Consider the following 22,183-nt stretch of genomic DNA (forward strand, 5'->3'; position numbering starts at 1 on the left):
CCCTGATGCAGGGCCGGGCCTCAACCGGGGTTGCGGGGCTTGCGCGCGCGCTTCGGTTTCGCCGCATCACCGCCGCTGGCCGCACCGTCCTGCAGCGCCTGCAACCACGACAGGGTATCGACGTAATCGATGAAGTGGCGCAGATAGCCGGGGCTGGCGGCCTGCATCGAATCGAGCATGCGCTGCACCAGCACCGCAGAGTTCAGCGGGCCGCCGTCGGCGGGGGCCTCGGTGCGCAGCGAACGGCGCACCTGCAGTTCACTGCGCAGCTCCGACCACTCGCGCTGCACCTGTTGCAGCATCGGCACCTGCGGGTAGTCCGCCAGTGAGCGCGACCCCGCATCGAGATCGCGCACCAGTGCACGCAGCCCCTCCAGCGCTGGCAGCTTATCTGCCATCCGGTGCCCTGGGCCTGGGAATCGGCGCGATCTCCACGCGGCGGTTGCGCGCGCGGCCATCTTCGCTGGCATTGGAGCTGACCGGCTGCTCGCTGCCGAAGGCGGCGGCGAACACCGCATCGGCCGGTACGCCATCGGCGATCAGGGTACGGGTCACCGTCAGCGAACGCTGCGCGGACAGTTCCCAGTTGTCGGCGAAACGACGGTTGCCTTCGCGCACCGGCGCATCATCGGTGAAGCCGCTGACCATCAGGATCTCTTCGCGGCTGCCCAGGTAGGCAGCCAGCGGTGCGGCCAGGCTGCGCAGCAGCTCCTGGCCCTCCGGCTGCAGCTGGTCTGAATTGAGGGCGAACAGCACACTGCCGCTGATGCCGATGCGGCCATCGACCAGCGTCACCCGGCCCGCCGCCAGCGGGCCGGCCAGTGCCTGCTCCAGCGTCTGCAGGCGCTTGGCTTCGGCCTGGCGCTGCCTGACTTCATCCTCCAGCCGCTGCGAGAGTTCCAGCTGGACCGCTACCACGCCGACCAGGATCAGCACGAACGCGCCGAGCAGCACCGACATCAGGTCGCCGAATGCCGCCCAGATCGGCGCGTGCGAACCGCCGTCGACCTCCAGCTCGTCGCTCATGCGGTGCCGGCCTTACCGCGGCGCGCGGCCAACTGTTGCAGCTCCTCCATCACCTGCTTCTGCGACAGCAGGCTCAGGTCGACCACCTCGCGCGCCTGCGCCACGTAATAGGCCAGCTGCTCGTCGCTGCGGGCCAGCGAGGCATCCAGCGCGCCACCGATCTGTTCCAGCCGGCCCGACAGCTCGGCCGATGCGGCGCCGAACTGGGCCACGGCGTCGCCGAAGGCGCCGGCAAGGTGGCCGACTTCAGTGGCGCTGCCATCGAGCAGTGCGGCGATGCCGTCGAGCTTGCCGGTTTCGGCCGCGATGTGGTCGGTGAAGCGGTTGCCGACGCGCTCCAGCAGTTCCGCCGAGCCGCCCACCAGTGCATCGACCGCGCTGCGTTGTTCATGCGAGGCATGGTTGATCGCATCCAGAAGGGTCTGCACCGTCGCCAGCAGGCGGCCGCGCTCCTCCAGCATCGCGTTGTCGCGCACCAGACTCTCGGAGAGCGTGCTGCGCAGCTCGTTGATGACGTCGGCAGCGGCCTTCGGTGCGGCGGCAGCCGTCTGCAGCAGGGTCGAGACTTCCGCGAGCGTTGCGCTGGCCTGGGCACGGCCGTTCTCGCCGATCTGCTGCGCGGTCTCCGCCAGCGTGTCGCAGATCTGCTGCTGCTGCGCAGCCAGGCGTTCTCCATTGGCGTGCAGGCGTTCGGCCAGATCGTTCGACAGGGTGTGCAGCGCGTCGCTCCAGCGTTGCAGGCGCTGCTCGTCACCGGCCTGCAGTTGTGCCTGCAGCGCGGCGTGGGCCTGTTGCAGATGGGTGCTGGCGGCCTCCCAGCGCGCCTGGCGCTGCTGCTCGTGGTCCTGCAGCAGCGACTGGCTGGCTGCATGACGTTCTTCAAGCGCGTGAAGCAGCGACTGGGCCCGTTCGTCCAGATGCTGACTGACCGCCTCCAGTGCCTGCCGCTGGCGCTCGACCAGCGTGGTGTTGAGCGCATGCTGCTGGTCGGCCGCAGTGCGCCACGCGTCGGTCTGGCGGTCGGCATCCGCCTGCAGCCGTTCGCCGATGCGTGCCACCACTGCTTCGCCGTGTGCACCCTGGGCATCGCTGAAGGCCTGCAGATGCTGGCGAAGGTCGGTCACCAGCGCCTGCTGTGCCTGGGCCTGTTCGGCCATCACCCGCGTCCAGCTGGCTTCAGTCGATACGCGGCTGCGCTCGAAGCCGTCCGCCAGCCCGGCCAGCTGCTGCTGCACCGCCTGTTCAACGCGCGCATGCAGGGCCTGGCCGTGGCTGGCCAGGCCAGCCAGCGTGGTTTCCGCCATCGGCTGCAGGGCACCGCCGATGGCCGCTGCGCTGGCTTCGGCGCCTTCGCGCAGCGATTGCTGGAGGGAGGCCGCCAGGCGCTCCTGCAGCGCCTGGCTCTGGCTGAGGAACTCGGCCTGGCCGGCCAGCAGCCGTTCGTTGGCCGCCAGGCTGTGCTGCTCGAAGGCACCGGTCATCGCCTGCAGGCGGTCGACCAGGGCCGGCAGCGCTGCGGACTGCGCCTGCAGCAGTCGCAGGGATTCGGCGCGTTGCCACGCCTGCGAATACGGGTGCAGCGGGCCGGAGATGGCACGGTCGAGCTGCTGCACGGCCTGCAGGCGATCCCGGCGCAACAGCGCCGAAAGCAGCCCCAGCATGGCCGAACTGGCGACACCGGCAATCGACGTACCGAAGGCGACGGCCAGGCCCTGTACCGGGGATGCCAGCGAGCCGCGGATGGCGGCCATGTCGGTGGCGCTCTGCAGGGCGAGGCCGGTGCCGCGCAGGGTGTCCATCATGCCCAGCAGGGTGCCGAGCATGCCCAGCAGCACCAGCAGGCCGACCAGGTACGGTGTCAGGACCGGGCCGGGCAGGGCGGTGCGCTCACCTTCCACGCGCAGGCGCACGGCATTGCGCAGGCTTGCCGGCACGCGCTCCAGCCAGGGTGCCAGGCGCTCCTCGGCGGCGGACAGATCGCCCAGGGCATCGCGCAGGCCCGCGCTGGCCTGGCGATAGCGGTACAGCTCCACACCACCGGCGATGTAGCAGGCGGCAATGACCGCCGCGACCGCTGCACCCAACTGGTGCACCGAAACGTAGCCGATGCCGATCCAGCACACGGCCAGCAGGCCGACAAGGAAGACAACGACAGGGAAAGCAGTTCTGGACATGGTGTTCCGGGTCAGTGGGAGCGCAGGGCTGCCAGCAGCCCCTCGATCGGGTGGAAGCGCAGCTGCAGCTCGGCAAGCAGCAGCGAGCGCATGTCATGGCGGAATGCGGTGCGCCAGCCAGGCTGGCCATGCACGCGGTCGAAGCGGGTGCCCAGCACTGCCGGGGCGATGGCCAGCAGGCTGTGCTCGCGCGGGCTGAGGGTCTGCTCCATCACGGCGTCGATCTCGGCCAGCCGCGCCAACTCGGGCGAGGCCCGCAGCAACTGGTCACGGAGGCGTCCGCGCAGGCGCCCGGTCGCGGTCTGGATGGCCTGCTGCAGTACCCGGTAGCGCTGCCGCAACGAGGCAAAGGTGGGTGTGGCGGCCGCCTCGGCCAGATCGAGCAGGCGCTCGGCTTCGGCATCGTCACGAATCGACGCCAGCAGGCTGGCATGGGCCTGCTCGCAGTCGGCCAGCAGGTCGTCCATTGCCTCGCCCGCGTCCGCCGCTGCAGGCACGCGTCCGCCCAGTGCCGTCGACAGCGCGACAGCACGGCTCCAGTCCACCCACTGACCGAGGCGATCGGTCAGGACGGGACTGGTGGCCGGCATCGCGCCGTCGCTGAGACGGGCGAGCAGGCGAAGGAAATGCGGTCCACCCAGGACCGTCTGCGCTGCGTTCGCCATCAAGGGGTGAGGGGCCAAAAACCGTTGATTTTACAGCCAGATGAGCCTGGCTGGATGAAGGGCGGGACGGGTGGGCGGGCCCGCAGGCGCCACAAGGCTTAGAATGACCGGCTGCACTCACCACGTTCGACCTCTGGAGCACCCATGACTGTTGCGCAGTTCTACCCGATCGGCACCCCCGGACAGCCCTGGGGCGATCCGGAACGCGCGCAGTGGCGGGCCCGCCAGCAACGCCAGCGCAGCTACCATGACGATGTGGTGGCGGCGCTGGAACGCCTGGACGAGCGTTTCGACGTGATCCAGTACGGGCAGCTCGATTACGCGCCGGACCACTATCCCCTGTTCGCCGTGGTCAACCACGACTGGAACCCGGCACTGCCGACGGCGCTGGTTACCGGCGGCGTGCATGGTTATGAGACCAGCGGCGTACACGGTGCCCTGCAGTTCCTGGAGCAGCAGGCCGAGCGCTACCTGGGGCGTCTGAACCTGATCGTGGCCCCCTGCGTGAGTCCGTGGGGCTATGAGCGCATCCAGCGCTGGAACCCCGCTGCCCTGGACCCGAACCGCAGCTTCCGCGACGGCGGCCTGATCGAGGAAGCCGCCTCGCTGATGCGCTGGGTGGCCGGGCGCAAGGCCGACATCCGGGTGCACCTGGACCTGCACGAAACCACCGACAGCGACCTGCACGAGTTCGACCCGGCCCGTTGCGCCCGTGATGGCAAGCCCTTCGAGCGGGACACCATTCCCGATGGCTTCTACGTGATCGGCAACAGCGAAGACCCGCAACCGGCATTCCAGCAGGCGCTGATCGCCGCCGTGGCGCCGATCACCCATATCGCCCCGGCCGATGCCGAAGGCAACCTGGTCGGCCTGCCGTTGCAGTCACCGGGCGTGGTATGGGGTGAATCGCGCTCGATCGGGGCCTGCGCCGGATTCACCGATGCGCGTTTTGCCACCACCACGGAGGTCTACCCGGACAGTCCGCGTACCCACCCGCAGGAGTGCAACGACGCGCAGGTCGCGGCGGTCTGTGCGGGCCTGGATTTCGCCCTGGCGCACTGATCCCGACCGGGAATGCGACCGATCAGGATGACGCTGCTACGCGGCCATTACTCGGCGAAACTGGCGGTGTCCTTGCCTTGCCGCTTGGCGTGGTAGAGGGCTCGGTCGGCCAGTGCCAGCCAGTCCTCGACACTGCCGTGTCGCGGGCTCGCAGCGACTCCCATGCTGACACTGAAATCGCTCGCCGGTCCTGTCCGGCGTGCGTTCTCGTGCAGGCGTTGCCGGATGCGTGCCGCCATCTGCATGGCGTCTGACGTGGCGCAGTCGCGCAGCAGCACGACGAACTCATCCCCCCCGAGCCGTGCAGCTGTATCGGCCGGGCTGGCGAATTCGCGCAGTGTCGTGGCGATATGCCGCAGGACCTGATCGCCGGCGCGATGCCCCTGCGAGTCGTTGATGCGCTTGAAGTCATCCACATCCAGCATCAACAGGCACGCCATGCCACCGTGGCGCTGGGATTTGTCCAGCGCCTGCTGGGCACGGTGGATCAGGAAGCCCCGGTTGGCCAGCTCCACCAGCGGATCCATCCGGCTCAGCCGCCGCAGCTGCCGGTTCTGTGATTTGACCCGGCGCGCGAGTTGCCAGCTCAGGATGCTGAGGCCGATGCCGTACACGAACAGGAACGGCATGCTCAGCATGATGCTGCGTTGCGAGGTGGTCGGCTGGTAGGGGAAGCCCAGCGCGAACCAGACGAGTCCAAAACCCAGCACCAGCGCCAGCGTCGCCCGCAGCGCCAGCCGCACTCCCCCTGCTGCGATCTTGTCGGCCACCAGCAGGGCGGTGAACAGTGCGCTGGGCACGATGCTGAGGGCGATGAACGCGATCCACGCGCCGCCAAGGAAGGAATCGAACACCATGCAGCGGAACTGGGTGGCGGCCGGCTCGGGGGAACGCCGGGTGAGGACCAGAGCGATCGTCGGCCATGCCAGCGCGTTGAGCAGCAGCAGCGTCCATGGCCACACACCATCCTGGCGTTCGAGCAGGATGGAGGCCAGGGGGAGGGCCGCCAGGCTGCTGCCGACGAACCGCATCCAACCGATGCGCCGCGCCGCGCCGATACCCTCGACGGCCACCTCGGTCGAATCAGTGAAGTAGGGCATTGCCGATCCCCCCAAGATCGCACGACCAACGGCGCTCCACGGTGGAGCGCGCTCCAGCAGTCTGGCATTGCGACGTCAACGGCCCGTGCATGCTGCGGTCGCCGACGTCAGCGCCGGATGGCAACACGGGGCCGCGGGCGCCGGGCGCCGGTTTGCTTCGGTCCGGAATCATCGAGGGCAGCGCGGCAGGCGTCTAAACCTTCTGCACCCCTGCCGCATCCAAGGCAGGCGGCAATCTGCCGTTGCCCTCCACTGGAAGCCATCAATGCGCCAGTCCATACGTTCGTGGTACGTCGCCCTGGTTGCGGGGCTGCTTGTTCTTCCGCAGTCCCGCGCCGCGGCCGGGACGATCACCCTTCCTTTCGAGCAGGACAAGGATCACCGGATCTATGTGGAAGGGCGGATCAACCAGTCAGGACCGCTGCGCTTTCTTGTCGACACCGGCGCTGACGGACTGGCAGTCACGGTTGCCACCCGCAAGGCGGCGTCGATGCAGGTCGATGACCGCTCCGAGAACACCGGCTCCGACGGCGTGAGTTTCGTGGACTACAGTACCCACAACACGGTCGTCGTGGGAGACATGCGCCGGACGATGGGGGCGGCCGTGATCGACTACGGCAAGCGTCCGTTCGACGCCGTGCTTGGCTGGACATTCTTCGCGGGGCGCATCATCGAGATCGACTACGACCGCAAGCTGCTGCACGTGCACGACCGGTTGCCGGATCTGCACGGATACACCCGCGCGAACGTCCGCTGGATCGACAATACGCCCGCCATCGAAGTGCTTCTGCGTGAGGGTGGCTCGACACTTGCGGCCTGGCTGTTCGTGGACACCGGCAGCAACGGCGCCATCGATCTGGGTCATGCGTACAGCTCGCGCCACCGACTGCAGGAGGTGTTCACCCGCACCATCGGTACCTCACAGTTCAGCGGCTCGGCGGGCAGGAAGATCCGGGCCGTCGATGCACGGATCGCATCGGCCGATGTGGGCGGGCTGCGACTGGAACAGCCCAAGGTGTCGTTCACCATCGATGAGGATGGATCCAATGCCGACGGCACGCTGGGCAGTGAAGCACTGCGCAACTTCAACATCCTGCTGGATACCGGAACCGGGCAGCTCCATCTGCGGCCAAACGGTAACGCGCGCGCGCTGCCGAACTAGCCCTTCAGCGCCCACCGCTGGACGCAGCAGCGGCAGGCAGCGCAGGAAGGGCTGACCCATCGCGCGTCTGCGCCCGATGGGTCAGCCAGGGCTGCGTTCACCGACGCAGCGCGTCGACGATCACGCCGGTGGCGATTTCAACAAGCAGATACTCGGTGTCGCTCTGGCGGACCCAGCGCTGGCCGCGGCCGGGATCACGCAGCCTGTAGCGTGCGTAGTCATCCACCCAGTAGCGACGATCCACTTCCGCCCACGGCAGATGATCGCCGCGCCGCCATGCCTTCTTCTGCCATCCTGGCGGCGGTGCGTCGCGATTGTGCGGCCCGCCTGCGTGCGATGGGGGACCGTTTCCGCGGGCGTGGTGCGGCGGATCCGCCCAGGCCGGTGCGACGGCGAGCAGTGCCACCATCAGAGCAGGTACGACGTGTCGGGTCCTCATGGCATCCTCCTGTCAGTGGCCGGTCCTGCCGGCCTGGTGAGGTGGACCATAGGCCAACGCCCGTGAACGGAATCATGCTGTCTGTTTCCCTGCCGAGGGGGCGGCGCCTGTTGGCGGCAGTGTCGAATCGAGGATGTCCAGCAGGGCACGCAGACGGTCCATGTGGCGCAGATCCTGGTGATAGCCCACCCAGATGCCCCGCGAAGGGGGCGTCCCGTGTGAGTCGATGCGCTGCAGTCCGGCTATCGCGTCACCCAACGCACGGGGCAGCACGGCGATACCGGTACCGTGCAGGCACATCTGCGCCTGGACACTGCGACTGGTACTGGTGAATGCGCGCGGCGAACGCGGAAACCGCTGCAGCAACCATTCCACGTCGGGGAAGTGCGACTGCGCGGTGTTCATCAGGATGAGTCCGACCGAATCGGGGTCGTCCTGCAGCCGAGCGATGGTCGAGACCGAACCATACAGGCCGTAGGGCAGGGTCATCACGAGGCGCTGGACGATGTCCGGCTCACTGAACGGCACGATGCGGAACGCGACGTCGGCATCGCGGCGCGACAGGTCAAGCAGTCGATAGCTGGCGATCAGTTCCGGAACCACCGCCGGATGCCGGCGTACCAGTTCGGCGAGCACGGGCGTCAGCACGTGGCAGGCAAACCAGTCCGCGCTCGAAATGCGCAGAATGCCTTCCAGCCGGCCCGGGCTGCCTTCCAGGCGGCGCTCCATGGCCAGGGCGGAGTTCTCCATGGCTTCGGCCAGGGCCAGCACCGCATCACCGGCATCGGTCGTGACCAGCCCGTCCCGCGTCCGCCGCAGCAGGGGCTGCCGGGCGTGCTGTTCAAGGGCCTTCAACCGGCGGCCTACCGTGGGATGGCTGACACCAAGGCGCCGCGCCGCCTCACCCAGTGATCCGCCCCGCACGATCGCCAGGAAGACACGGACATCACCCCATTCCATGATCGTGCTCGTTCAAAAATGTACGACGAATGTGCATCAGTGTCAGTCCACATACAAGTTTGAAAGGTCCAGCATGGGCCCCGGTCGCACTGACCGCCTCCCCCTGGAACTGGATCCGCTTGATATGAACACGCTGAAAGACAAGGTCGCGCTGGTCACCGGCGCTTCGAAGGGCATTGGCGCTGCGGTTGCCCGCCGCCTGGCGGCCGACGGCGCCAGCGTCGTCGTCAACTACGCCTCGAGCCGGGAGGGCGCCGAACAGGTCGTTGCCGATATCGAAGCCGCCGGTGGTCGGGCGTTGGCGGTGCGCGCCGACGTGCGTGACGCGCGCGAGGTCGATGCAATGGTGGCCACGGCCCTGGATGCGTTCGGCAGGCTGGATGTAGTGGTGAACAACTCGGGCGTGTACCGGTTCGCGAAGATCGAGGACACCACCGAGGCGCTCTATCGCCACCAGTTCGACATCAATGTGCTGGGCCCGCTGCTGGTCACTGCCGCCACCGTTCCCCATCTGCGGCCCGGCGCAAGCATCATCAACATCAGTTCATTCGTGACCCGCATCCTGCCGGTGGACAGCGCCATCTACACCGGTTCGAAGGGCGCGATGGACGCCATCACCGGCGTGTTGTCCAGGGAGCTGGGTCCGCGCGGTATCCGTGTCAATGCGGTCAATCCCGGCCTGATCGAGACCGAGGGCACACATGCTGCGGGTGTCGTCGATTCCGGGTTCCAGGCCTGGAATCTGGCGCAGACACCACTGGGCCGGACAGGCCAGGTACTGGACGTGGCGCCGATCGTTGCGTTTCTCGCCTCCGATGATGCGCGATGGATGAGCGGCGACACCCTGCTTGCCTCAGGCGGCATGCGCTGAGTGGGGGACGACATGAATCTACCGGCTGACGCTGCGGGCCCCGTGTCGCCCGATCCGCGCCGTTGGATGGCATTGGCTGTACTGCTGACAGGCACGCTGCTGCCGCCGCTCGACTTCTTCATCGTCAATGTCGCGTTGCCGGCCATCCGTGTCGATCTGCACGCGCCCCCGGATGTCTCGCAGCTGGTCATCTCGGTCTACGCCACGGCCTACGCGGTGACCCTGATCCTGGGAGGCCGGCTGGGCGACATCTACGGCAGGAAACGGGTGTTCATCGCAGGCATGCTGGGGTTTGGCCTGGCATCGGCGCTGTGCGGCCTGGCGCCTGCGGCTGAAGTGCTGGTGGCCGGACGGCTGCTGCAGGGGATGTCGGCCGCGCTGATGGCCCCGCAGTCATTGGCATCGATCCATGCCCTGTTCCCGCACAGCGAGAAGCGCCGTGCGCTTGGCCTGTATGGCGCCACCTTCGGCCTCGCATCGGTGGGCGGGCAGCTGCTGGGAGGGGTGCTTGTGACAGCCGATCTGTGGGGGACAGGGTGGAGGAGCGTGTTCCTCATCAATCTTCCCATCGTCGCAGCCGCGGTGCCGGCTGCATTCGTGCTGCTGCGTGAGTCGCACGCCCGCCAGGGAGCACGGCTGGACGCTGTCGGAGCGGTGGCGCTGGCGGCGTCGTTGCTGGCGCTGGTGGTACCGATCATCGAGGGCCGCCAGCGCCAGTGGCCGTGGTGGTGCGTAGGACTGCTGCTGGCAAGCGGCCCCCTGCTGCTGTTGTTCTGGAAGCATGAGCAGCGCTGCGTGCGGCGTGGGCAGATGCCGCTGGTATTGCCATCGCTGCTGCAGATACGCGGGTTGAGGCGCAGTCTGTCAGCGACATTCTTCTTCTACGCGCTGGCTGCGTTCTTTCTCGTCTTCGCGGTGTATCAGCAGTCCGCGCTGGGGCGCAGCAGCGCGTCGGCGGGGTTGGCGATCCTGCCGTTGGGGCTGGGTTTCCTTCTCGGGCCGCTGTGTGGTTCGGCGTTCCGGCGGCTGGCTGCACAGGGTGCATCGCACGGGATGGTGATGGAGGTTGCGGGCCTGCTGGCGGTCGCAACGCTCGCGCTGCTGGACATGCCGTCGTGGCTGCCGCTTCCGCTGTTTCTGATCGGCGCAGGACAGGGCATTGCGCTTCCGGCGCTGGTGAAGCAGAGCGTGGACCATGTGGATGCCCGCCACGCAGGGCTGGCCGCAGGCATCGTGAGTGCGACACTGCAGATCAGTGCGGCGCTGTCGGTGGCATTGGTGGGCGGTGTGTTCTTCGCCGTCGCGCCTGACACGGCAACGCCCGCGGAGGTGCGCACCGCGTTCGTGGTGGCCTCGCTGGTGATCGCGGCATCCTTGGCGATTGCCGCCGGATTCGCTTGGCGACGTGGTTGAGACGGGGTCTTCACGCGACGTCCACGTCTTCCACCTGCAGCTGAAAGCCAATCGGAGAGTGTGCCGAAACGCCGCTATATTCCAGACACCCCAGACGAAGGAGGGAGTGGAATGATTCTTACCAAGCAGCACCTGATGATGGCACGTACGCTCGGTGTGGCGATTGTCGCCACCGTAGGCCTTGGGGCCTGCGCCACCTACAAGGACGATTTCGCAACGATCAACTCGCGGCTCGACCAGCTTGATGTGAAGGTGCAGGGTGCGGCGCAGAGCGCCGAGTCGGCCAATCAGTCGGCGCAGCAGGCCAACCAGCGTCTGGATCAGATCGAAGGCCGCGTCCAGCAGCTTGAACGGGCACCTCGCCGCACTCCGCGCGGCTGACCGCCTGTAGCCTGCACATCCGAGTCAGGGGCCCAGTGGCCGCAGCGGCCACTGGTGTCCTCCCGTCACACAGCTTTCGAGGAATGCTCCCATCCATACCCACTCATCCCTTGCGCGCCATGCCCATCGCGCTGCTCTGGCAGTGGCGTTGGCGTTCCTGGTGGTCGGTGTCGTCAATGCGGAAGATGCCGTCGCGCCGCCGTCGGCCGCCGTTGATGAACTGCCACCCGGCCAGGATGTCTCCGAAACCGTGATCGAACTGGCGGGCTGGGTCGTGGCTTCCAAGGACAGCCAAGGCTATCCGTTCGCGGTCATGGACAAGGCTGCCGCGCAGATCCTGGTGTTCGGTGGCGACGGCCGGCTGCGCGGCGCGGCCCCTGCATTGTTCGGTTCAGCGACCGGCGACCACACCGCGCCCGGCGTTGCGGGTCTCGCCCTGCGTGCCATTCCGGGACGGGACCGCACCACGCCTGCAGGTCGCTTCGTGGGCGGCTACGGCCCTTCGATCGATGCAGGGCGGGTGCTGTGGGTGGACTACGAGTCCGCAGTCTCCATCCATCCGACTGCGACCGGCGTTCCAGCAGAGAGGCGTGTCGAGCGCCTGGCATCGCCGTCGCCGGACGACAACCGCGTCACCCACGGCTGCATCAACGTCTCGCCGGAGTTCTACGAACGCATCATCCGTTCCACCTTCGAGCGGGGCGGGGTGTTCTACATCCTGCCGGACGTGGACCCGATCGAGCAGACCTTCCCCGAGTTCGCACAGAGCCGCGCGGCTGCGCAGCACAACGGCGGCAAGCGCGCGCGATCTGCCCGCAGGTAGACGCTCCACCGCCGGCCCGGTGGGCGGCGCGGTCAGCCTGGCACGCATCCATCCGGACACTGGCCGCGGCTCTTCCTGTTGCCCGGCAGCGTGCACCCGCTGCCGGAAATCGTTCATGATGGGCCCAGTCACACTCCCGTGGCAGCGCAGGCCGCATGCTGTGATGCGCCGACATCACGCGGCAACAGGCAGGACGGTGGAGCAAAAAGGTGGACCAGCCATGAGCCAACTCACCGACGGTTTCGGACGCAGCTTTCCGTACCTGCGCCTGTCGTTGACCGAAGCCTGCAACTTCCGTTGTGGCTATTGCCTGCCGGAGGGGTACCAGGCCGATGGCCGCCCGCGCTTCCTGCAGGTCGAGGAGATCAGCCGCCTGGTCCGCGCCTTCGCGGCGCTGGGCATGAGCAAGATCCGGCTGACCGGTGGCGAGCCCAGCCTGCGCAAGGATCTTGATGACATCATCGCGGCCGTGGCGGCGGTGCCGGGTATCGGCAAAGTGGCCATCACCACCAACGGCACGCAGTTGCCGCGTCGCCTGCCGGGTTGGCACCGCGCCGGCCTGACGGCGCTGAACGTCAGCATGGACAGTCTGCGGCGCGAACGTTTTGCCGCGATCACCGGGCATGACCGCCTGCCGGAGATCGAGCAGGGCCTGGCCCTGGCGCAGGCGCTGGGGCTGCCGTCGATCAAGCTCAACGCGGTGCTGCTGCGCGGCCTCAACGACGATGAGCTGCCGCAGTGGATGGCGTACCTGCGCGACCGTCCCTTCAGCGTGCGCTTCATCGAACTGATGCGCACCGGCGACAACGAAGCCTATTTCCAGCAGCATCACCTGCGTGCCGACGGGGTGATCGATCAGTTGCTGGCAGCCGGCTGGCGCGAGCGTGCACGGGCGGCCGATGCCGGCCCGGCGCGCGAGTTCGGCCATCCGGACCATCGTGGCAGCATCGGCATCATCGCGCCGTACTCGCGCGATTTCTGCAAGGGCTGCAACCGCTTGCGGGTAACAGCCAGGGGAGACCTGCGGCTGTGCCTGTTCGGCGACTTCGGCGTGCCGCTGCGCGCGCTGCTGCAGCACGATGACGACCATGACGCGCTGCTGGCGCGCATCACCACCCAGCTTGGCCTGAAAGCGGCCGGGCATGGCCTGCACCAGGGCCGGACCGGGCTGACCCCGCACCTGGCTTCCATCGGAGGATGAGCAGCACGATGAGTGGGGAACTGAACGCGGCATTCCATATGGCCGATGTCCGCAACAAGCGCATCAGTCGCCGGCGGGCGGTGGCGGTGGGCGAGCTGCATGCCGGTCCGCTGGCGTACCCGTTGATCGTCGAGCGTCGCCTGCCGAAGGGCGATGCGCTGGTCATGGCCGAGATCGCCGGCCTGCAGGGGGCGAAGATGGCGTCGATGCTGATGCCACTGTGCCATCCGCTGCCGCTGGAGCTGGTGCAGGTGTTCTGCGCGCCGGTGCCGGAACGGCACGCCATCCGGGTCTGGTGCGAGTGTGCCAGCGAGGCGCGTACCGGTGTGGAAATGGAAGCGCTGGCCGGCGTCAACGCGGCGCTGCTGACCCTGTACGACCTGAGCAAGCCGGTGGAACCGGCGCTGCGCATCGAAGGTATCCGCCTGCTGTTCAAGGAGGGCGGCAAGCGCGGCCTGTGGCTGCATCCTGATGGCATGGATGATGCCGAGCGCGCGCGCTTCAGACCGCGTGCGCCGAAGGGCCTGCAAGGTGCGGCCTGCGCGGTGATCACGCTGAGCGACCGTGCCAGCGCAGGCACTTATGAGGATGTTTCTGGCCCGACCCTGGTGGCCGGCCTGAACAAGCTGGGCGGCGAGGTGGTGGCTGCCGACGTGCTGCCCGATGGCATCGAGCCGTTGGCGGATCGCCTGCAGGCATTGGCCGCCGACGGCGTGCGCCTGTGCCTGTGCACCGGCGGTACCGGCCTGGGCCCGCGCGACCTCACCCCGGAGGCGCTGCGTTCGTTGAACGCGCGGCCGGTGCATGGCCTGGCGCAGATGGTCCGGGCGCTGAGCGCGCAGCACACGCCGATGGCCTGGCTGAGCCGCGCCGAGGTGGTGCAACTGGGCAGCATGCTGGTGTTCGCGCTGCCCGGCAGCCCGAAGGCGGCAGCGCAGTGCCTGGACATCCTGGCGCCGGTGCTGGGCCACGCCCTGGTGATGGTCGAGGGTGGTGACCACGCGTGATTCTCTACAGTGAAGCACTGCAGCACCTGCTGGGGGCGGCCACGCCGCTTCCCGCCGAGCGTCTGCCCCTGCAGGAGGCCGCAGGCCGCACCCTGGCCAGTGACATCCACAGCGCGCAGGCATTGCCGCCGTTCGACAATTCGGCGATGGACGGTTTTGCGCTGCGCGCCAACGGGGCGGCGTTGGAGTCCGGTACCGAATTCACGGTGCAGGGCTGGCAGGCGGCGGGTGATGGCGATGCCGAAGGCGGCGAGGGCGCCTGGGAGATCATGACCGGCGCGCGCATGCCGGGTGGCCTGGACACGGTGGTACCGATCGAGAACGTGCAGATCCTCGCCAGCGAAGCGGGCCGTCCGACCCGGATCGCGCTGAAGAGCGTGGTCAGGCCGGGCCAGAACGTACGTCTGCGGGGCGAGGACGTAGCCGAAGGCGAGTGCGTGCTGCGGGCCGGACAGAGGGTGGATATCAACGCACGGACCCTGCTGCACGCCCTTGGCGTTGGCGAGGTGGCGGTGATGTCGCGACCGGCGGTGGCGGTGATTGCCACCGGCAAGGAGCTGGTAAGCGAGGCGGCGCAGGCGCTGGCGTCCGGGCAGATCCGTGACAGCAACCGCCCCTACCTGGTCGGGCGGCTGCACGCGGCCGGAGCTGAGGTGGTGTGGCAGGGCACCGTCGGTGATGATGTGGCCGCGTTCGATGCAGCGCTGGACCAGGCACTGGCGGCCGGTGCGCGGGTAATGATCAGTACCGGTGCGGTCTCTGCGGGCCGTTACGACTTCGTGCCCGACGCACTGCGCGCGCGCGGGGCGCGCATCGTGTTCCACAAAGTGGCGATCCGTCCGGGCAAGCCGTTGCTGTTTGCGGTACTGCCCGACGGTGCGCTGTATTTCGGCCTGCCGGGCAACCCGGTGTCGGCGGCAGTGGGGCAGCGGTTCTTTGTCGAGCCTGTACTGCGCCGGCTGCTGGGGTTGGCGCAGGAACCGGTGCTGCGGCTTCCCCTGCAGGCGATGGTGCGCAAGCCGCCCGGCCTGCGCGTCCACGCCCGTGCGCGGGTGGAGCTGGACGAGCAGGGCCAGCTGAGTGCGCGGGTGCTGTCCGGACAGGAATCGTTCCGTCTGATGTCCATGGTGCAGGCCAACGCCTGGGTGGTGCTGGAGGACGAGGGCGATCTGGTTCCGGCCGGCAGCGCGGTGCGCGTACAGGGCTGGGGCCACGCCGACCCGGTGCAGCTGACGGGCAGGGAGTGGGAATGAAACAGGTGACGTTGCAGTTGTTCGGTGCGTTCTCCGATCTGGATGACCGTCGGGAGATCACGCTGGAGGTGCCGGGTGCGACCGTGGCCGACCTGCGCCAGGCGCTGCGCGAGCTGCTGCCGGTGCGTTGGCCCGGTTTCCGTGCCGGCCTGCTGGACTATTCGGCCTTCGCCGACCAGCAGCGCGTGCTGCGCGATCACGATGTGCTGCCGGAGGATGGCCGCGTGGCCATCCTGCCGCCGGTGAGCGGGGGCTGAGCGATGGACGCGAAGCCGATTGCGAAGGTGGTGGACCGGGCGCACGGGGCGATCGACCCGGCAGAAGGGATCGCCGCGGTGTCCGACCCGGGTTTCGGCGGTATCGACGTGTTCATCGGCAAGGTACGTGACGTGAACGTCGGTCGGGTGGTCACGGGCATCACCTACGATCTGTTCGAGCCGCTGGTGCTGAACGAAATCCAGCGCCTGGCGGCCGAGGTGGAGGCGGCGTTCGGGCCGCGCCTGAAGCTGTATGTGGCGCATGCCAGGGGGCGGCTGGGCATCGGCGATGTGGCTGTGGTGGTGGCCGCCGGCAGCCCGCACCGGGACGAAGCATTCCGCGCGTGCCGGCAGCTGATCGAGGCAGTGAAGCACCAGTGCCCGATCTGGAAGCAGGAACACTATGAGGATGGCGACAGCGCCTGGAGCGAGGGCTGCAGCCTGTGCCATGCGGACAGCACGCCCGCACATGGCCATGACCACGAGCACGGCCATTGACGGCATCGTGCTGGCTGGAGGCCTGTCCAGCCGCATGGGCCGCGACAAGGCGCTGCTGCCCTGGCGCGGGCGCACCATGCTTGAGCACATGCGTGACGTGTTGATCGAGGCCGGTGCGCAGCGGGTGTGGGTGAGCGGTGACTATCCGGCCTTCGATGGCATTCCCGACCAGGTCGCGCGCTGCGGCCCGCTGGGCGGGATTTACAGCGTGTCTCTGGCCATGCCCGATACCGTTGCGTGGGTGGTGCCGGTGGACATGCCCAGGTTGACCGTCGCCCTGCTGCATCGGCTGCACGGGGTGCCTTCCGCCTGCAGCGTGTTCTCCGGCGAGCCATTGCCGATGTGTCTGCAGATCGATGATCATTGCCGGCGGGCCCTGCGGACCTTGATCGAAGATCCACAGGCGCGGCGTTCGCTGCGTGCCCTGCAGGAGCGGCTGGCGGCGACGGCGTTGCCGCTGCCTGAGAATGAGCGTGCCTTGCTGTTCAACTGCAATACCGGGGCCGACTGGGAGTCCATCGCAACATGAAAGTCCAGCTGCAGCGGCAATCCATGCGCCTGCGTGTCGATGAAGAGGAACTGGCAGCACTGCTGGCCGGTGACTCGCTGGAGAACCTGACCCGGTTTGGTGGCACGGGCGGGTGGGGAACCGCGTTGTCGCTGCATGGGGGCGACCAGGCGGTGCTGCTGGACGGTGGCACGGTCTGCCGGCTGGTGCTGCCGCGCGATGCAGTGCATGGGCTGGCAGCACGACTGCCGTCGCGTGAGGGTCTGGAATTTTCCATCGCGCTGGATGATGACAGTTCGTTGCAGCTTCAGTTCGACGTGGATGTGCGCGACAGCATGCGCCAGCGCGGCCATCAGCGGCGGGGGCAGCGTCCGCCGCCGTGAGACCGGCCGTGGCACGCCTGCCGTATGATGAAGGCCTTCATCCAGGCATTTCGTGATGTTCTCCACTCCGTACCCCCAGGTTCGCCAGGGCGCGGCGACGCCGAACCCCGCCGCTGCCGATGACGGCGACGCGCTGCACTTCTGCAGTACCTGTGCATTCTCCGATGCCTGCATGTCGCAGGGGTATGACAAGGCCGCGCTGGGCGAACTGCATGTGCTGGTCGACCATGTCGGCCCGTTCCACGCGGGCGACTACATCTTCCGCGCCGGCGAGCCGTTCGATTCGATCGCGGCGGTGCGTGCCGGCATGGTCAAGACGTTTGTCGATGACAGCCAGGGCAACGAGCAGGTGCTCGGTTTCAGTCTGCCCGGTGAGGTGATCGGCCTGAACGCGATCCACGAGGCACGCTTTCCCTGCAATGCCGTGGCGCTGGATACCGTGTACCTGTGCCGGATCTCATTCCCCAGGCTGAGCCTGCTGGCCACCCGCATGCCGGGCCTGCAGGCGCGGCTGTTCAGCCTGCTCAGTGCGGAGATCGGCAAGGTTGCCCTGCTGGCGGCCAACCATCGCACCGAAGAGCGGATGGCCGCGTTCCTGCTGGACATGTCCGAGCGCTACGCACGCCGCGGGTTCTCCGCCACCCGGTTCAACCTGACGATGGCACGCACCGAGATCGCCAATTACCTGCGGATGGCACCGGAAACCGCCAGCCGCGTGCTGCGCCGGCTGAGCGATGATGGGATCATCGCGGTCAGGCAGCGGGAAATCCTGTTGTTGCAGCCCGAGCGCCTGGCATTGCTGGCATCGGCCGATGAATCCGATCCGAACTGAATCTGGCCGGGAGCCGAAGATGATGCGAGCGGGACTGATGTTGCTGGGGATGCTGGCGTCGCTGCCGGCGTACGCAGCCGGGCTGACGGTATCGGCGGCGTCGAGCCTGACCGAGAGCTTCCGTGAACTCGGTGCCGCCTATGAGAAGGCCCATCCCGGCGCCCGGGTCGATTTCAACTTCGCCGCCTCCGGCGTGCTGCTGCAGCAGATCAGCCGGGGCGCACCGGTCGATGTGTTTGCTTCGGCCGACGAAGTCACCATGGATCAGGCACAGCAGCAGGGCCTGCTGGCTGCCGGTACCCGCGAGGTGTTCGCGGTGAACGCGCTGTGGGTGGTGGTGCCGCCGCAGACCAGGGGCGGGCCACGTAGCCTGAAGGATCTCGCGGGTGCCGACGTGCGGCGCCTCGCGCTGGGCAACCCGGACAGCGTGCCGGTCGGCCGCTATGCCAAGGGTGCGCTGCAAGCGGCGGGCCTGTGGCCGTCGGTACAGAGCAGGATCGTCACCACGCAGAACGTGCGCCAGTCGTTGGATTACGTGGCGCGGGGCGAAGTGGACGCCGGTTTCGTCTACGCCACCGACGCACAGGCCATGGCCGGCCGCGTGCGTCGTGCCTTCGCAGTGCCGGTGTCCGGACGCATCGCCTATCCGCTGGCGGTGACCCGGGCCAGCACGCAGCCAGCCGAAGCCAGGCGCTTCGCCACCTTCGTGCGGTCGGCACAAGGTCAGGCGATCCTGGCCAGGCATGGGTTCGGCAAGCCCTGACGGATGGACCTGGACTGGAGCGCGCTGGGGTTGTCGCTGAAGGTCGCCGGCTGGGCCACGGCGATCAATCTGGTGCTGGGCGTTGGATTGGGGGCGTTGCTGGCGCGTCGGCGCTTCCCCGGCCGCGAACTGCTGGATTCGCTGCTGACCCTGCCGATGGTGCTGCCGCCGACGGTGCTCGGTTATTACCTGCTGGTGCTGATAGGGCGCAACGGCCCCATCGGCGCGTGGTTGCAGTCGTGGTTCGGCATCAACCTGATCTTTACCTGGCAGGCGGCGGTGGTCGCCGCGGCAGTGGCTTCGCTGCCGCTGGTGTTCAAGCCGGCACGCGCGGCGTTCGAGGATGTGGACGGGCAGCTGGAGCAGGCCGCGCGCACGCTCGGCGTGTCGGAGGCGGCGGTGTTCTTCCGCATCACGCTGCCGCTGGCTTGGCGCGGCATTCTCGCCGGCCTCCTGCTGGCGTTTGCCCGGGCGATGGGTGAGTTCGGCGCGACGCTGATGGTGGCCGGCAGCATCCCGGGTCGTACGCAGACGCTGTCGATCGCCATCTACGAGGCGGTGCAGGCAGGGCAGGACGGCAGGGCCAATGCGCTGGTGATCCTGACGTCGGTAGTGTGCATCGTCATCCTGCTGCTGGCGGCACGCCTGGTGGGCGGGCATCGCAGGGAGCTGCGCGATGTGGCTTGACCTGAAGGTGCAGCGCCGGATGCAGGCAGCGGGCCAGGTCTTCGAACTGGACGTCACGCTGCAGTGCACGCAGCGCCAGGTGGTGGTGTTCGGCCCGTCCGGGGCAGGCAAAAGCCTGACGCTCAAGGCCGTGGCCGGACTGCTGCGTCCCGGACAGGGCCATGTGACGCTGCAGGGGCAGGTGCTGTTCGATTCCCACGCGCGGGTCGACTTGCCACCGCAGCGGCGTCGCCTGGGGTACGTGTTCCAGGACTACGCGCTGTTTCCCCACCTGAGCGTGCGCCAGAACGTGGCGTTCGGGCTGCAGCGGGGGTGGTTCAATCCACGCCGTGGCCAGCGCTTCGACGTCGTCGAGCAGTGGCTGCAGGCGTTCCGTATCGACCACGTGGGGGATCTGCTGCCGTCGCAGATCTCCGGCGGCCAGCGTCAGCGTACGGCCCTGGCGCGGGTCATGGTGACGCAACCGCAGGCATTGCTGCTGGACGAGCCGTTCGCTGCACTGGACCACGACCTGCGCCAGCACCTGCGCGAGGAGCTGGCGGCGGTGCTGGACAGTACCGGCATTCCGCTGCTGCTGATCAGCCACGATCCTCAGGATGCCGTTGTCTTCGGCCAGCAGGTCGCGCACATGGCGGACGGCCGGGTCGTCGGCGATTGATGCATGCGCTCGTGCCGGGCCACGGCCGGCCGAATCGATGCAGGGTCAGTACAGCTCGCAGTGAATGCGGCCCTCCCCGCGCAGCAGGTCCCAATGCCCCTGGCCGCCAATGGCGTCGACGGCCTCGCGCACCGCGTCTTCCAGGTGGCGCTTGTTGCCGCACAGGTACAGGTGCCCGCCGCGGGACAACACCTGCCTTACTTCGCGGGCGCGCTGCCGCAGCACATGCTGCACATACACCTTTTCGGTTCCGTCACGCGAGAAGGCAGGATGCAGGCCGGCGAGCACGCCGCGCGCATGCCAGTCCTGCAGCTGCTCGCGATACAGGTAATCGTGTTCGCAATGCTTCTCGCCGAACACAAGATGCAGTTCGCGTCCGCAGCCATTGGCCTGCACCTGCTGCACCAGGCCGATCAGCGGCGCGATGCCGGTGCCGGTGCCGATCAGCAGCAGGGGCGCGCTGCCGGTGTCGGCCAGATGGAAGCCGGGATTGGAGCGGCAGTACACGCGGGCGTGGCTGCCCCCCCGCAGCAGGCTGCCGGTGGCGGTACCGGAACGCTCGCGGCCGCGCAGGGTGTAGCGCACTTCGCGTATGCACAGGCTCAGCTGGCCGTTGCCGGGATGCGAGGCGATAGAGTAGGCCCGTGGCAGGCGCGCTGACAGGATGTCGCGCAGCCTGGCCAGCGGCACGCGGTCCGGGCTGGCGTGGTCCTGCAGGATATCCAGCACGTCCAGACCGTGCAGGTAGGCATCCAGCTCGCGCTTCTGGCTGACCTTCAGCAGCGACTTCAACCGCTCGCTGTCGCCCAGCCTGGCCAGCTCGCGCAGCACGCCCCTACCCAGCAGCCGCAGTTCGCGGTCCTGCAGCATGGCGATGGCCGCATTGTCGCCGTACCAGGTGGCAAGGGCCTGCAGCAGTGCAGGGTCGTGGTCCGGCAGCACGTGCACCGTGTCGCCGGCGCGGTAGACCATGCCGCTGCCGGCAATATCCAGCTGCAGGTGCCACGCGGCCGGATCACTGCTGTTGACGCGGTGGCGCTCGACGATGGGCGCGGCGAAGGCATTGTCGTCACCGTAGGCGGTAACCTGCAGGTGCAGGTCCTGGCCGGCGGCGGCATCGCCCTCGAGCACCTGGCGGAGCACCGGCTGCCACTGCTGGAAGAACCGTTCATAGCCGAGGTCGGCGTCGACCCGCCGCAGCAGCGGCTGCGCTTGGCGTTCGCTCAGCGCCGCGTCCAGCGCTCGGGTGAAGCCGCAGAATCGAGGGTAGCCGGTGTCGCCCAGGCCGAACACCGCGTAGCGCAGGCCGGGCAGCGACCCGGTCTGGCACACGCTCTGGAAGAAGCGTTCGCCGTTGGCGGGCGGCTCGCCGTCGCCGAACGAACTGGAGATCGCCAGCAGCACATCCCCCTGGCCCAGGCTGGCAACGTCAATGTCGTTGAACGGCAGCACCTGCGGCGCGAGCGCTTGCAGGCCAGGGTCCGCGCCCAGGCGCTGGGCCAGGGCGCGGGCATTGCCCGATTCGGAGGCGAAACCCACCAGCAGGCGGCGAACCGGTGTGGCAGCGATGGTGTTCACGCGGCCTCGTAGAAGTCGTCGAATTTCTCCTTGCTGAACTCGACCTGCTCGAAGTCCTGCATCAGGTCGTTCACCACACGGCGGATGCTGATGTACGCGGTGATGTTGCCTTCGGCGTCGAACAGCGGCTGGACGGTGGTGTCGACCACATAGAGCACGCCACCCTTGCCCAGGTTCGGCACGATGCCGGTCCAGATGCCGCCGGCCCTGATCGTGTCCCACATGTCCTTGTAGACGGCCTTGGGCACATCCGGATGGCGCACGATGCTGTGCGGCTGGCCGATCAGTTCTTCACGTGCGAAGCCGGTGAGCGTGCAGAACAGATCATTGGCGTAGGTGATGTTGCCCTGCAGGTCAGTGGTGGAGATCACCATGACCTTCTGCAGGGCGTTCAGGAGCTGGCTGTTGTCGGGGGTGTCGTGCATTGCAGGGTCCTTGTGGCTGCCGGAGACGCCGGCATGTTCGGGTCCTGCATAGAGATA

26 protein-coding genes are annotated in these 22,183 nt (G+C 68.0%); 17 read left to right on the forward strand and 9 right to left on the reverse strand.

Going from position 1 to position 22,183, the window contains the following annotated elements; genetic code table 11:
- Positions 1-20: 20 nt before the first annotated feature.
- Genes ACVOMM_RS01270 through ACVOMM_RS01285 form a run of 4 tightly spaced genes read right to left on the reverse strand, consistent with a single transcriptional unit; the run spans position 21 to position 3,865 of the window.
- Positions 21-398, reverse strand: coding sequence for a DUF2894 domain-containing protein (locus ACVOMM_RS01270; RefSeq protein ID WP_481525776.1), 378 nt, complete (start codon positions 396-398; stop codon positions 21-23).
- Entirely contained in the window at positions 388-1,026 is a 639-nt protein-coding gene (locus tag ACVOMM_RS01275) for an OmpA family protein (protein WP_053517790.1), read from the reverse strand. Before ACVOMM_RS01275 ends, ACVOMM_RS01270 begins: the two co-directional genes overlap by 11 nt.
- Positions 1,023-3,200, reverse strand: a complete 2,178-nt coding sequence (locus tag ACVOMM_RS01280) for a DUF802 domain-containing protein (protein WP_481525777.1) — start codon at positions 3,198-3,200, stop codon at positions 1,023-1,025. The genes ACVOMM_RS01275 and ACVOMM_RS01280 overlap by 4 nt, the downstream gene beginning before the upstream one ends.
- Before the next feature lie 11 nt (positions 3,201-3,211).
- A complete protein-coding gene (locus ACVOMM_RS01285; protein WP_481525778.1) occupies positions 3,212-3,865 on the reverse strand; it encodes a DUF3348 family protein in 654 nt (217 codons plus the stop codon).
- A 144-nt stretch (positions 3,866-4,009) separates the two neighbouring features.
- On the opposite strand from ACVOMM_RS01285, the gene ACVOMM_RS01290 reads away from it, so the two are divergent.
- Positions 4,010-4,927 (forward strand): M14 family metallopeptidase, encoded by a 918-nt coding sequence (locus tag ACVOMM_RS01290; protein ID WP_053519777.1) that lies wholly within the window; start codon positions 4,010-4,012, stop codon positions 4,925-4,927.
- Between the two features lie 47 nt (positions 4,928-4,974).
- Here the strand turns inward: ACVOMM_RS01290 and ACVOMM_RS01295 are convergent, their stop codons facing one another.
- Positions 4,975-6,027 carry a sensor domain-containing diguanylate cyclase gene (locus ACVOMM_RS01295; RefSeq protein WP_481525779.1) on the reverse strand — a complete coding sequence of 351 codons (1,053 nt, stop codon included), beginning with the start codon at positions 6,025-6,027 and terminating at the stop codon, positions 4,975-4,977.
- 265 nt (positions 6,028-6,292) lie between these two features.
- Here ACVOMM_RS01295 and ACVOMM_RS01300 point away from each other — a divergent pair, with 265 nt between their 5' ends.
- The gene (locus tag ACVOMM_RS01300; protein ID WP_481525780.1) at positions 6,293-7,189 is read left to right on the forward strand and encodes a retropepsin-like aspartic protease; all 897 of its coding nucleotides are present in this window, start codon (positions 6,293-6,295) and stop codon (positions 7,187-7,189) included.
- Positions 7,190-7,286: 97 nt separating this feature from the next.
- On the opposite strand, the gene ACVOMM_RS01305 is transcribed toward ACVOMM_RS01300, so the two are convergent.
- Complete coding sequence (locus ACVOMM_RS01305) at positions 7,287-7,628, reverse strand: RcnB family protein (protein WP_481525781.1); 342 nt, start codon at positions 7,626-7,628, stop codon at positions 7,287-7,289.
- 72 nt (positions 7,629-7,700) lie between these two features.
- Complete coding sequence (locus tag ACVOMM_RS01310; RefSeq protein ID WP_197571132.1) at positions 7,701-8,588, reverse strand: LysR substrate-binding domain-containing protein; 888 nt, start codon at positions 8,586-8,588, stop codon at positions 7,701-7,703.
- 124 nt (positions 8,589-8,712) lie between these two features.
- On the opposite strand from ACVOMM_RS01310, the gene ACVOMM_RS01315 reads away from it, so the two are divergent.
- The 15 genes from ACVOMM_RS01315 to ACVOMM_RS01385 all read left to right on the forward strand — a co-directional run bounded on the left by ACVOMM_RS01315 (position 8,713) and on the right by ACVOMM_RS01385 (position 20,123).
- Positions 8,713-9,459, forward strand: coding sequence for a glucose 1-dehydrogenase (locus ACVOMM_RS01315; protein ID WP_164152885.1), 747 nt, complete (start codon positions 8,713-8,715; stop codon positions 9,457-9,459).
- A gap of 66 nt (positions 9,460-9,525) precedes the next feature.
- Positions 9,526-10,872 carry an MFS transporter gene (locus ACVOMM_RS01320; protein ID WP_481525782.1) on the forward strand — a complete coding sequence of 449 codons (1,347 nt, stop codon included), beginning with the start codon at positions 9,526-9,528 and terminating at the stop codon, positions 10,870-10,872.
- Between the two features lie 111 nt (positions 10,873-10,983).
- A complete protein-coding gene (locus ACVOMM_RS01325; protein WP_053519770.1) occupies positions 10,984-11,253 on the forward strand; it encodes a hypothetical protein in 270 nt (89 codons plus the stop codon).
- A 142-nt stretch (positions 11,254-11,395) separates the two neighbouring features.
- Complete coding sequence (locus tag ACVOMM_RS01330; protein ID WP_065183014.1) at positions 11,396-12,076, forward strand: L,D-transpeptidase; 681 nt, start codon at positions 11,396-11,398, stop codon at positions 12,074-12,076.
- Positions 12,077-12,296: 220 nt separating this feature from the next.
- Positions 12,297-13,277, forward strand: a complete 981-nt coding sequence (gene moaA, locus ACVOMM_RS01335; RefSeq protein ID WP_111186840.1) for a GTP 3',8-cyclase MoaA — start codon at positions 12,297-12,299, stop codon at positions 13,275-13,277.
- 8 nt (positions 13,278-13,285) lie between these two features.
- The gene (moaCB, locus tag ACVOMM_RS01340; RefSeq protein WP_481525783.1) at positions 13,286-14,284 is read left to right on the forward strand and encodes a bifunctional molybdenum cofactor biosynthesis protein MoaC/MoaB; all 999 of its coding nucleotides are present in this window, start codon (positions 13,286-13,288) and stop codon (positions 14,282-14,284) included.
- On the forward strand, positions 14,281-15,537 hold the full coding sequence (locus ACVOMM_RS01345) for a molybdopterin molybdotransferase MoeA (protein WP_481525784.1): 1,257 nt from the start codon (positions 14,281-14,283) through the stop codon (positions 15,535-15,537). The genes moaCB and ACVOMM_RS01345 overlap by 4 nt, the downstream gene beginning before the upstream one ends.
- Positions 15,534-15,794, forward strand: a complete 261-nt coding sequence (locus ACVOMM_RS01350) for a MoaD/ThiS family protein (RefSeq protein ID WP_053519765.1) — start codon at positions 15,534-15,536, stop codon at positions 15,792-15,794. The genes ACVOMM_RS01345 and ACVOMM_RS01350 overlap by 4 nt, the downstream gene beginning before the upstream one ends.
- A gap of 3 nt (positions 15,795-15,797) precedes the next feature.
- Positions 15,798-16,292 (forward strand): molybdenum cofactor biosynthesis protein MoaE, encoded by a 495-nt coding sequence (locus tag ACVOMM_RS01355; RefSeq protein WP_065183010.1) that lies wholly within the window; start codon positions 15,798-15,800, stop codon positions 16,290-16,292.
- Complete coding sequence (gene mobA / locus ACVOMM_RS01360; RefSeq protein WP_481525785.1) at positions 16,264-16,821, forward strand: molybdenum cofactor guanylyltransferase; 558 nt, start codon at positions 16,264-16,266, stop codon at positions 16,819-16,821. Before ACVOMM_RS01355 ends, mobA begins: the two co-directional genes overlap by 29 nt.
- Positions 16,818-17,183, forward strand: coding sequence for a hypothetical protein (locus tag ACVOMM_RS01365; protein ID WP_481525786.1), 366 nt, complete (start codon positions 16,818-16,820; stop codon positions 17,181-17,183). The genes mobA and ACVOMM_RS01365 overlap by 4 nt, the downstream gene beginning before the upstream one ends.
- 55 nt (positions 17,184-17,238) lie before the next feature.
- Entirely contained in the window at positions 17,239-18,015 is a 777-nt protein-coding gene (locus ACVOMM_RS01370) for a helix-turn-helix domain-containing protein (protein WP_053519761.1), read from the forward strand.
- 19 nt (positions 18,016-18,034) lie between these two features.
- Complete coding sequence (gene modA, locus ACVOMM_RS01375) at positions 18,035-18,778, forward strand: molybdate ABC transporter substrate-binding protein (RefSeq protein WP_481525787.1); 744 nt, start codon at positions 18,035-18,037, stop codon at positions 18,776-18,778.
- Between the two features lie 3 nt (positions 18,779-18,781).
- Positions 18,782-19,465, forward strand: coding sequence for a molybdate ABC transporter permease subunit (modB, locus tag ACVOMM_RS01380; RefSeq protein WP_065176130.1), 684 nt, complete (start codon positions 18,782-18,784; stop codon positions 19,463-19,465).
- Positions 19,455-20,123 (forward strand): sulfate/molybdate ABC transporter ATP-binding protein, encoded by a 669-nt coding sequence (locus ACVOMM_RS01385; protein ID WP_128988275.1) that lies wholly within the window; start codon positions 19,455-19,457, stop codon positions 20,121-20,123. The genes modB and ACVOMM_RS01385 overlap by 11 nt, the downstream gene beginning before the upstream one ends.
- A 45-nt stretch (positions 20,124-20,168) precedes the next feature.
- Here the strand turns inward: ACVOMM_RS01385 and ACVOMM_RS01390 are convergent, their stop codons facing one another.
- Entirely contained in the window at positions 20,169-21,701 is a 1,533-nt protein-coding gene (locus ACVOMM_RS01390; RefSeq protein ID WP_481525788.1) for a flavodoxin domain-containing protein, read from the reverse strand.
- Positions 21,698-22,126: a PAS domain-containing protein gene (locus tag ACVOMM_RS01395; protein ID WP_053519756.1), complete on the reverse strand. Its 429-nt coding sequence runs from the start codon at positions 22,124-22,126 to the stop codon at positions 21,698-21,700. Before ACVOMM_RS01395 ends, ACVOMM_RS01390 begins: the two co-directional genes overlap by 4 nt.
- Positions 22,127-22,183: the final 57 nt, after the last annotated feature.

Source organism: Stenotrophomonas sp. STEN009, assembly GCF_056760395.1.

Excerpts from the sequence above, each read along its gene's own strand:
- ACVOMM_RS01270 (WP_481525776.1), bottom strand. The coding sequence starts at position 398 with ATGGCAGATAAGCTGCCAGCGCTGGAGGGGCTGCGTGCACTGGTGCGC.
- ACVOMM_RS01275 (WP_053517790.1), bottom strand. The coding sequence starts at position 1,026 with ATGAGCGACGAGCTGGAGGTCGACGGCGGTTCGCACGCGCCGATCTGG.
- ACVOMM_RS01280 (WP_481525777.1), bottom strand. The coding sequence starts at position 3,200 with ATGTCCAGAACTGCTTTCCCTGTCGTTGTCTTCCTTGTCGGCCTGCTG.
- ACVOMM_RS01285 (WP_481525778.1), bottom strand. The coding sequence starts at position 3,865 with ATGGCGAACGCAGCGCAGACGGTCCTGGGTGGACCGCATTTCCTTCGC.
- ACVOMM_RS01290 (WP_053519777.1), top strand. The coding sequence starts at position 4,010 with ATGACTGTTGCGCAGTTCTACCCGATCGGCACCCCCGGACAGCCCTGG.
- ACVOMM_RS01295 (WP_481525779.1), bottom strand. The coding sequence starts at position 6,027 with ATGCCCTACTTCACTGATTCGACCGAGGTGGCCGTCGAGGGTATCGGC.
- ACVOMM_RS01300 (WP_481525780.1), top strand. The coding sequence starts at position 6,293 with ATGCGCCAGTCCATACGTTCGTGGTACGTCGCCCTGGTTGCGGGGCTG.
- ACVOMM_RS01305 (WP_481525781.1), bottom strand. The coding sequence starts at position 7,628 with ATGAGGACCCGACACGTCGTACCTGCTCTGATGGTGGCACTGCTCGCC.
- ACVOMM_RS01310 (WP_197571132.1), bottom strand. The coding sequence starts at position 8,588 with ATGGAATGGGGTGATGTCCGTGTCTTCCTGGCGATCGTGCGGGGCGGA.
- ACVOMM_RS01315 (WP_164152885.1), top strand. The coding sequence starts at position 8,713 with ATGAACACGCTGAAAGACAAGGTCGCGCTGGTCACCGGCGCTTCGAAG.
- ACVOMM_RS01320 (WP_481525782.1), top strand. The coding sequence starts at position 9,526 with ATGGCATTGGCTGTACTGCTGACAGGCACGCTGCTGCCGCCGCTCGAC.
- ACVOMM_RS01325 (WP_053519770.1), top strand. The coding sequence starts at position 10,984 with ATGATTCTTACCAAGCAGCACCTGATGATGGCACGTACGCTCGGTGTG.
- moaA (WP_111186840.1), top strand. The coding sequence starts at position 12,297 with ATGAGCCAACTCACCGACGGTTTCGGACGCAGCTTTCCGTACCTGCGC.
- moaCB (WP_481525783.1), top strand. The coding sequence starts at position 13,286 with ATGAGTGGGGAACTGAACGCGGCATTCCATATGGCCGATGTCCGCAAC.
- ACVOMM_RS01350 (WP_053519765.1), top strand. The coding sequence starts at position 15,534 with ATGAAACAGGTGACGTTGCAGTTGTTCGGTGCGTTCTCCGATCTGGAT.
- ACVOMM_RS01355 (WP_065183010.1), top strand. The coding sequence starts at position 15,798 with ATGGACGCGAAGCCGATTGCGAAGGTGGTGGACCGGGCGCACGGGGCG.
- mobA (WP_481525785.1), top strand. The coding sequence starts at position 16,264 with ATGGCCATGACCACGAGCACGGCCATTGACGGCATCGTGCTGGCTGGA.
- ACVOMM_RS01365 (WP_481525786.1), top strand. The coding sequence starts at position 16,818 with ATGAAAGTCCAGCTGCAGCGGCAATCCATGCGCCTGCGTGTCGATGAA.
- ACVOMM_RS01370 (WP_053519761.1), top strand. The coding sequence starts at position 17,239 with ATGTTCTCCACTCCGTACCCCCAGGTTCGCCAGGGCGCGGCGACGCCG.
- modA (WP_481525787.1), top strand. The coding sequence starts at position 18,035 with ATGATGCGAGCGGGACTGATGTTGCTGGGGATGCTGGCGTCGCTGCCG.
- modB (WP_065176130.1), top strand. The coding sequence starts at position 18,782 with ATGGACCTGGACTGGAGCGCGCTGGGGTTGTCGCTGAAGGTCGCCGGC.
- ACVOMM_RS01385 (WP_128988275.1), top strand. The coding sequence starts at position 19,455 with ATGTGGCTTGACCTGAAGGTGCAGCGCCGGATGCAGGCAGCGGGCCAG.
- ACVOMM_RS01395 (WP_053519756.1), bottom strand. The coding sequence starts at position 22,126 with ATGCACGACACCCCCGACAACAGCCAGCTCCTGAACGCCCTGCAGAAG.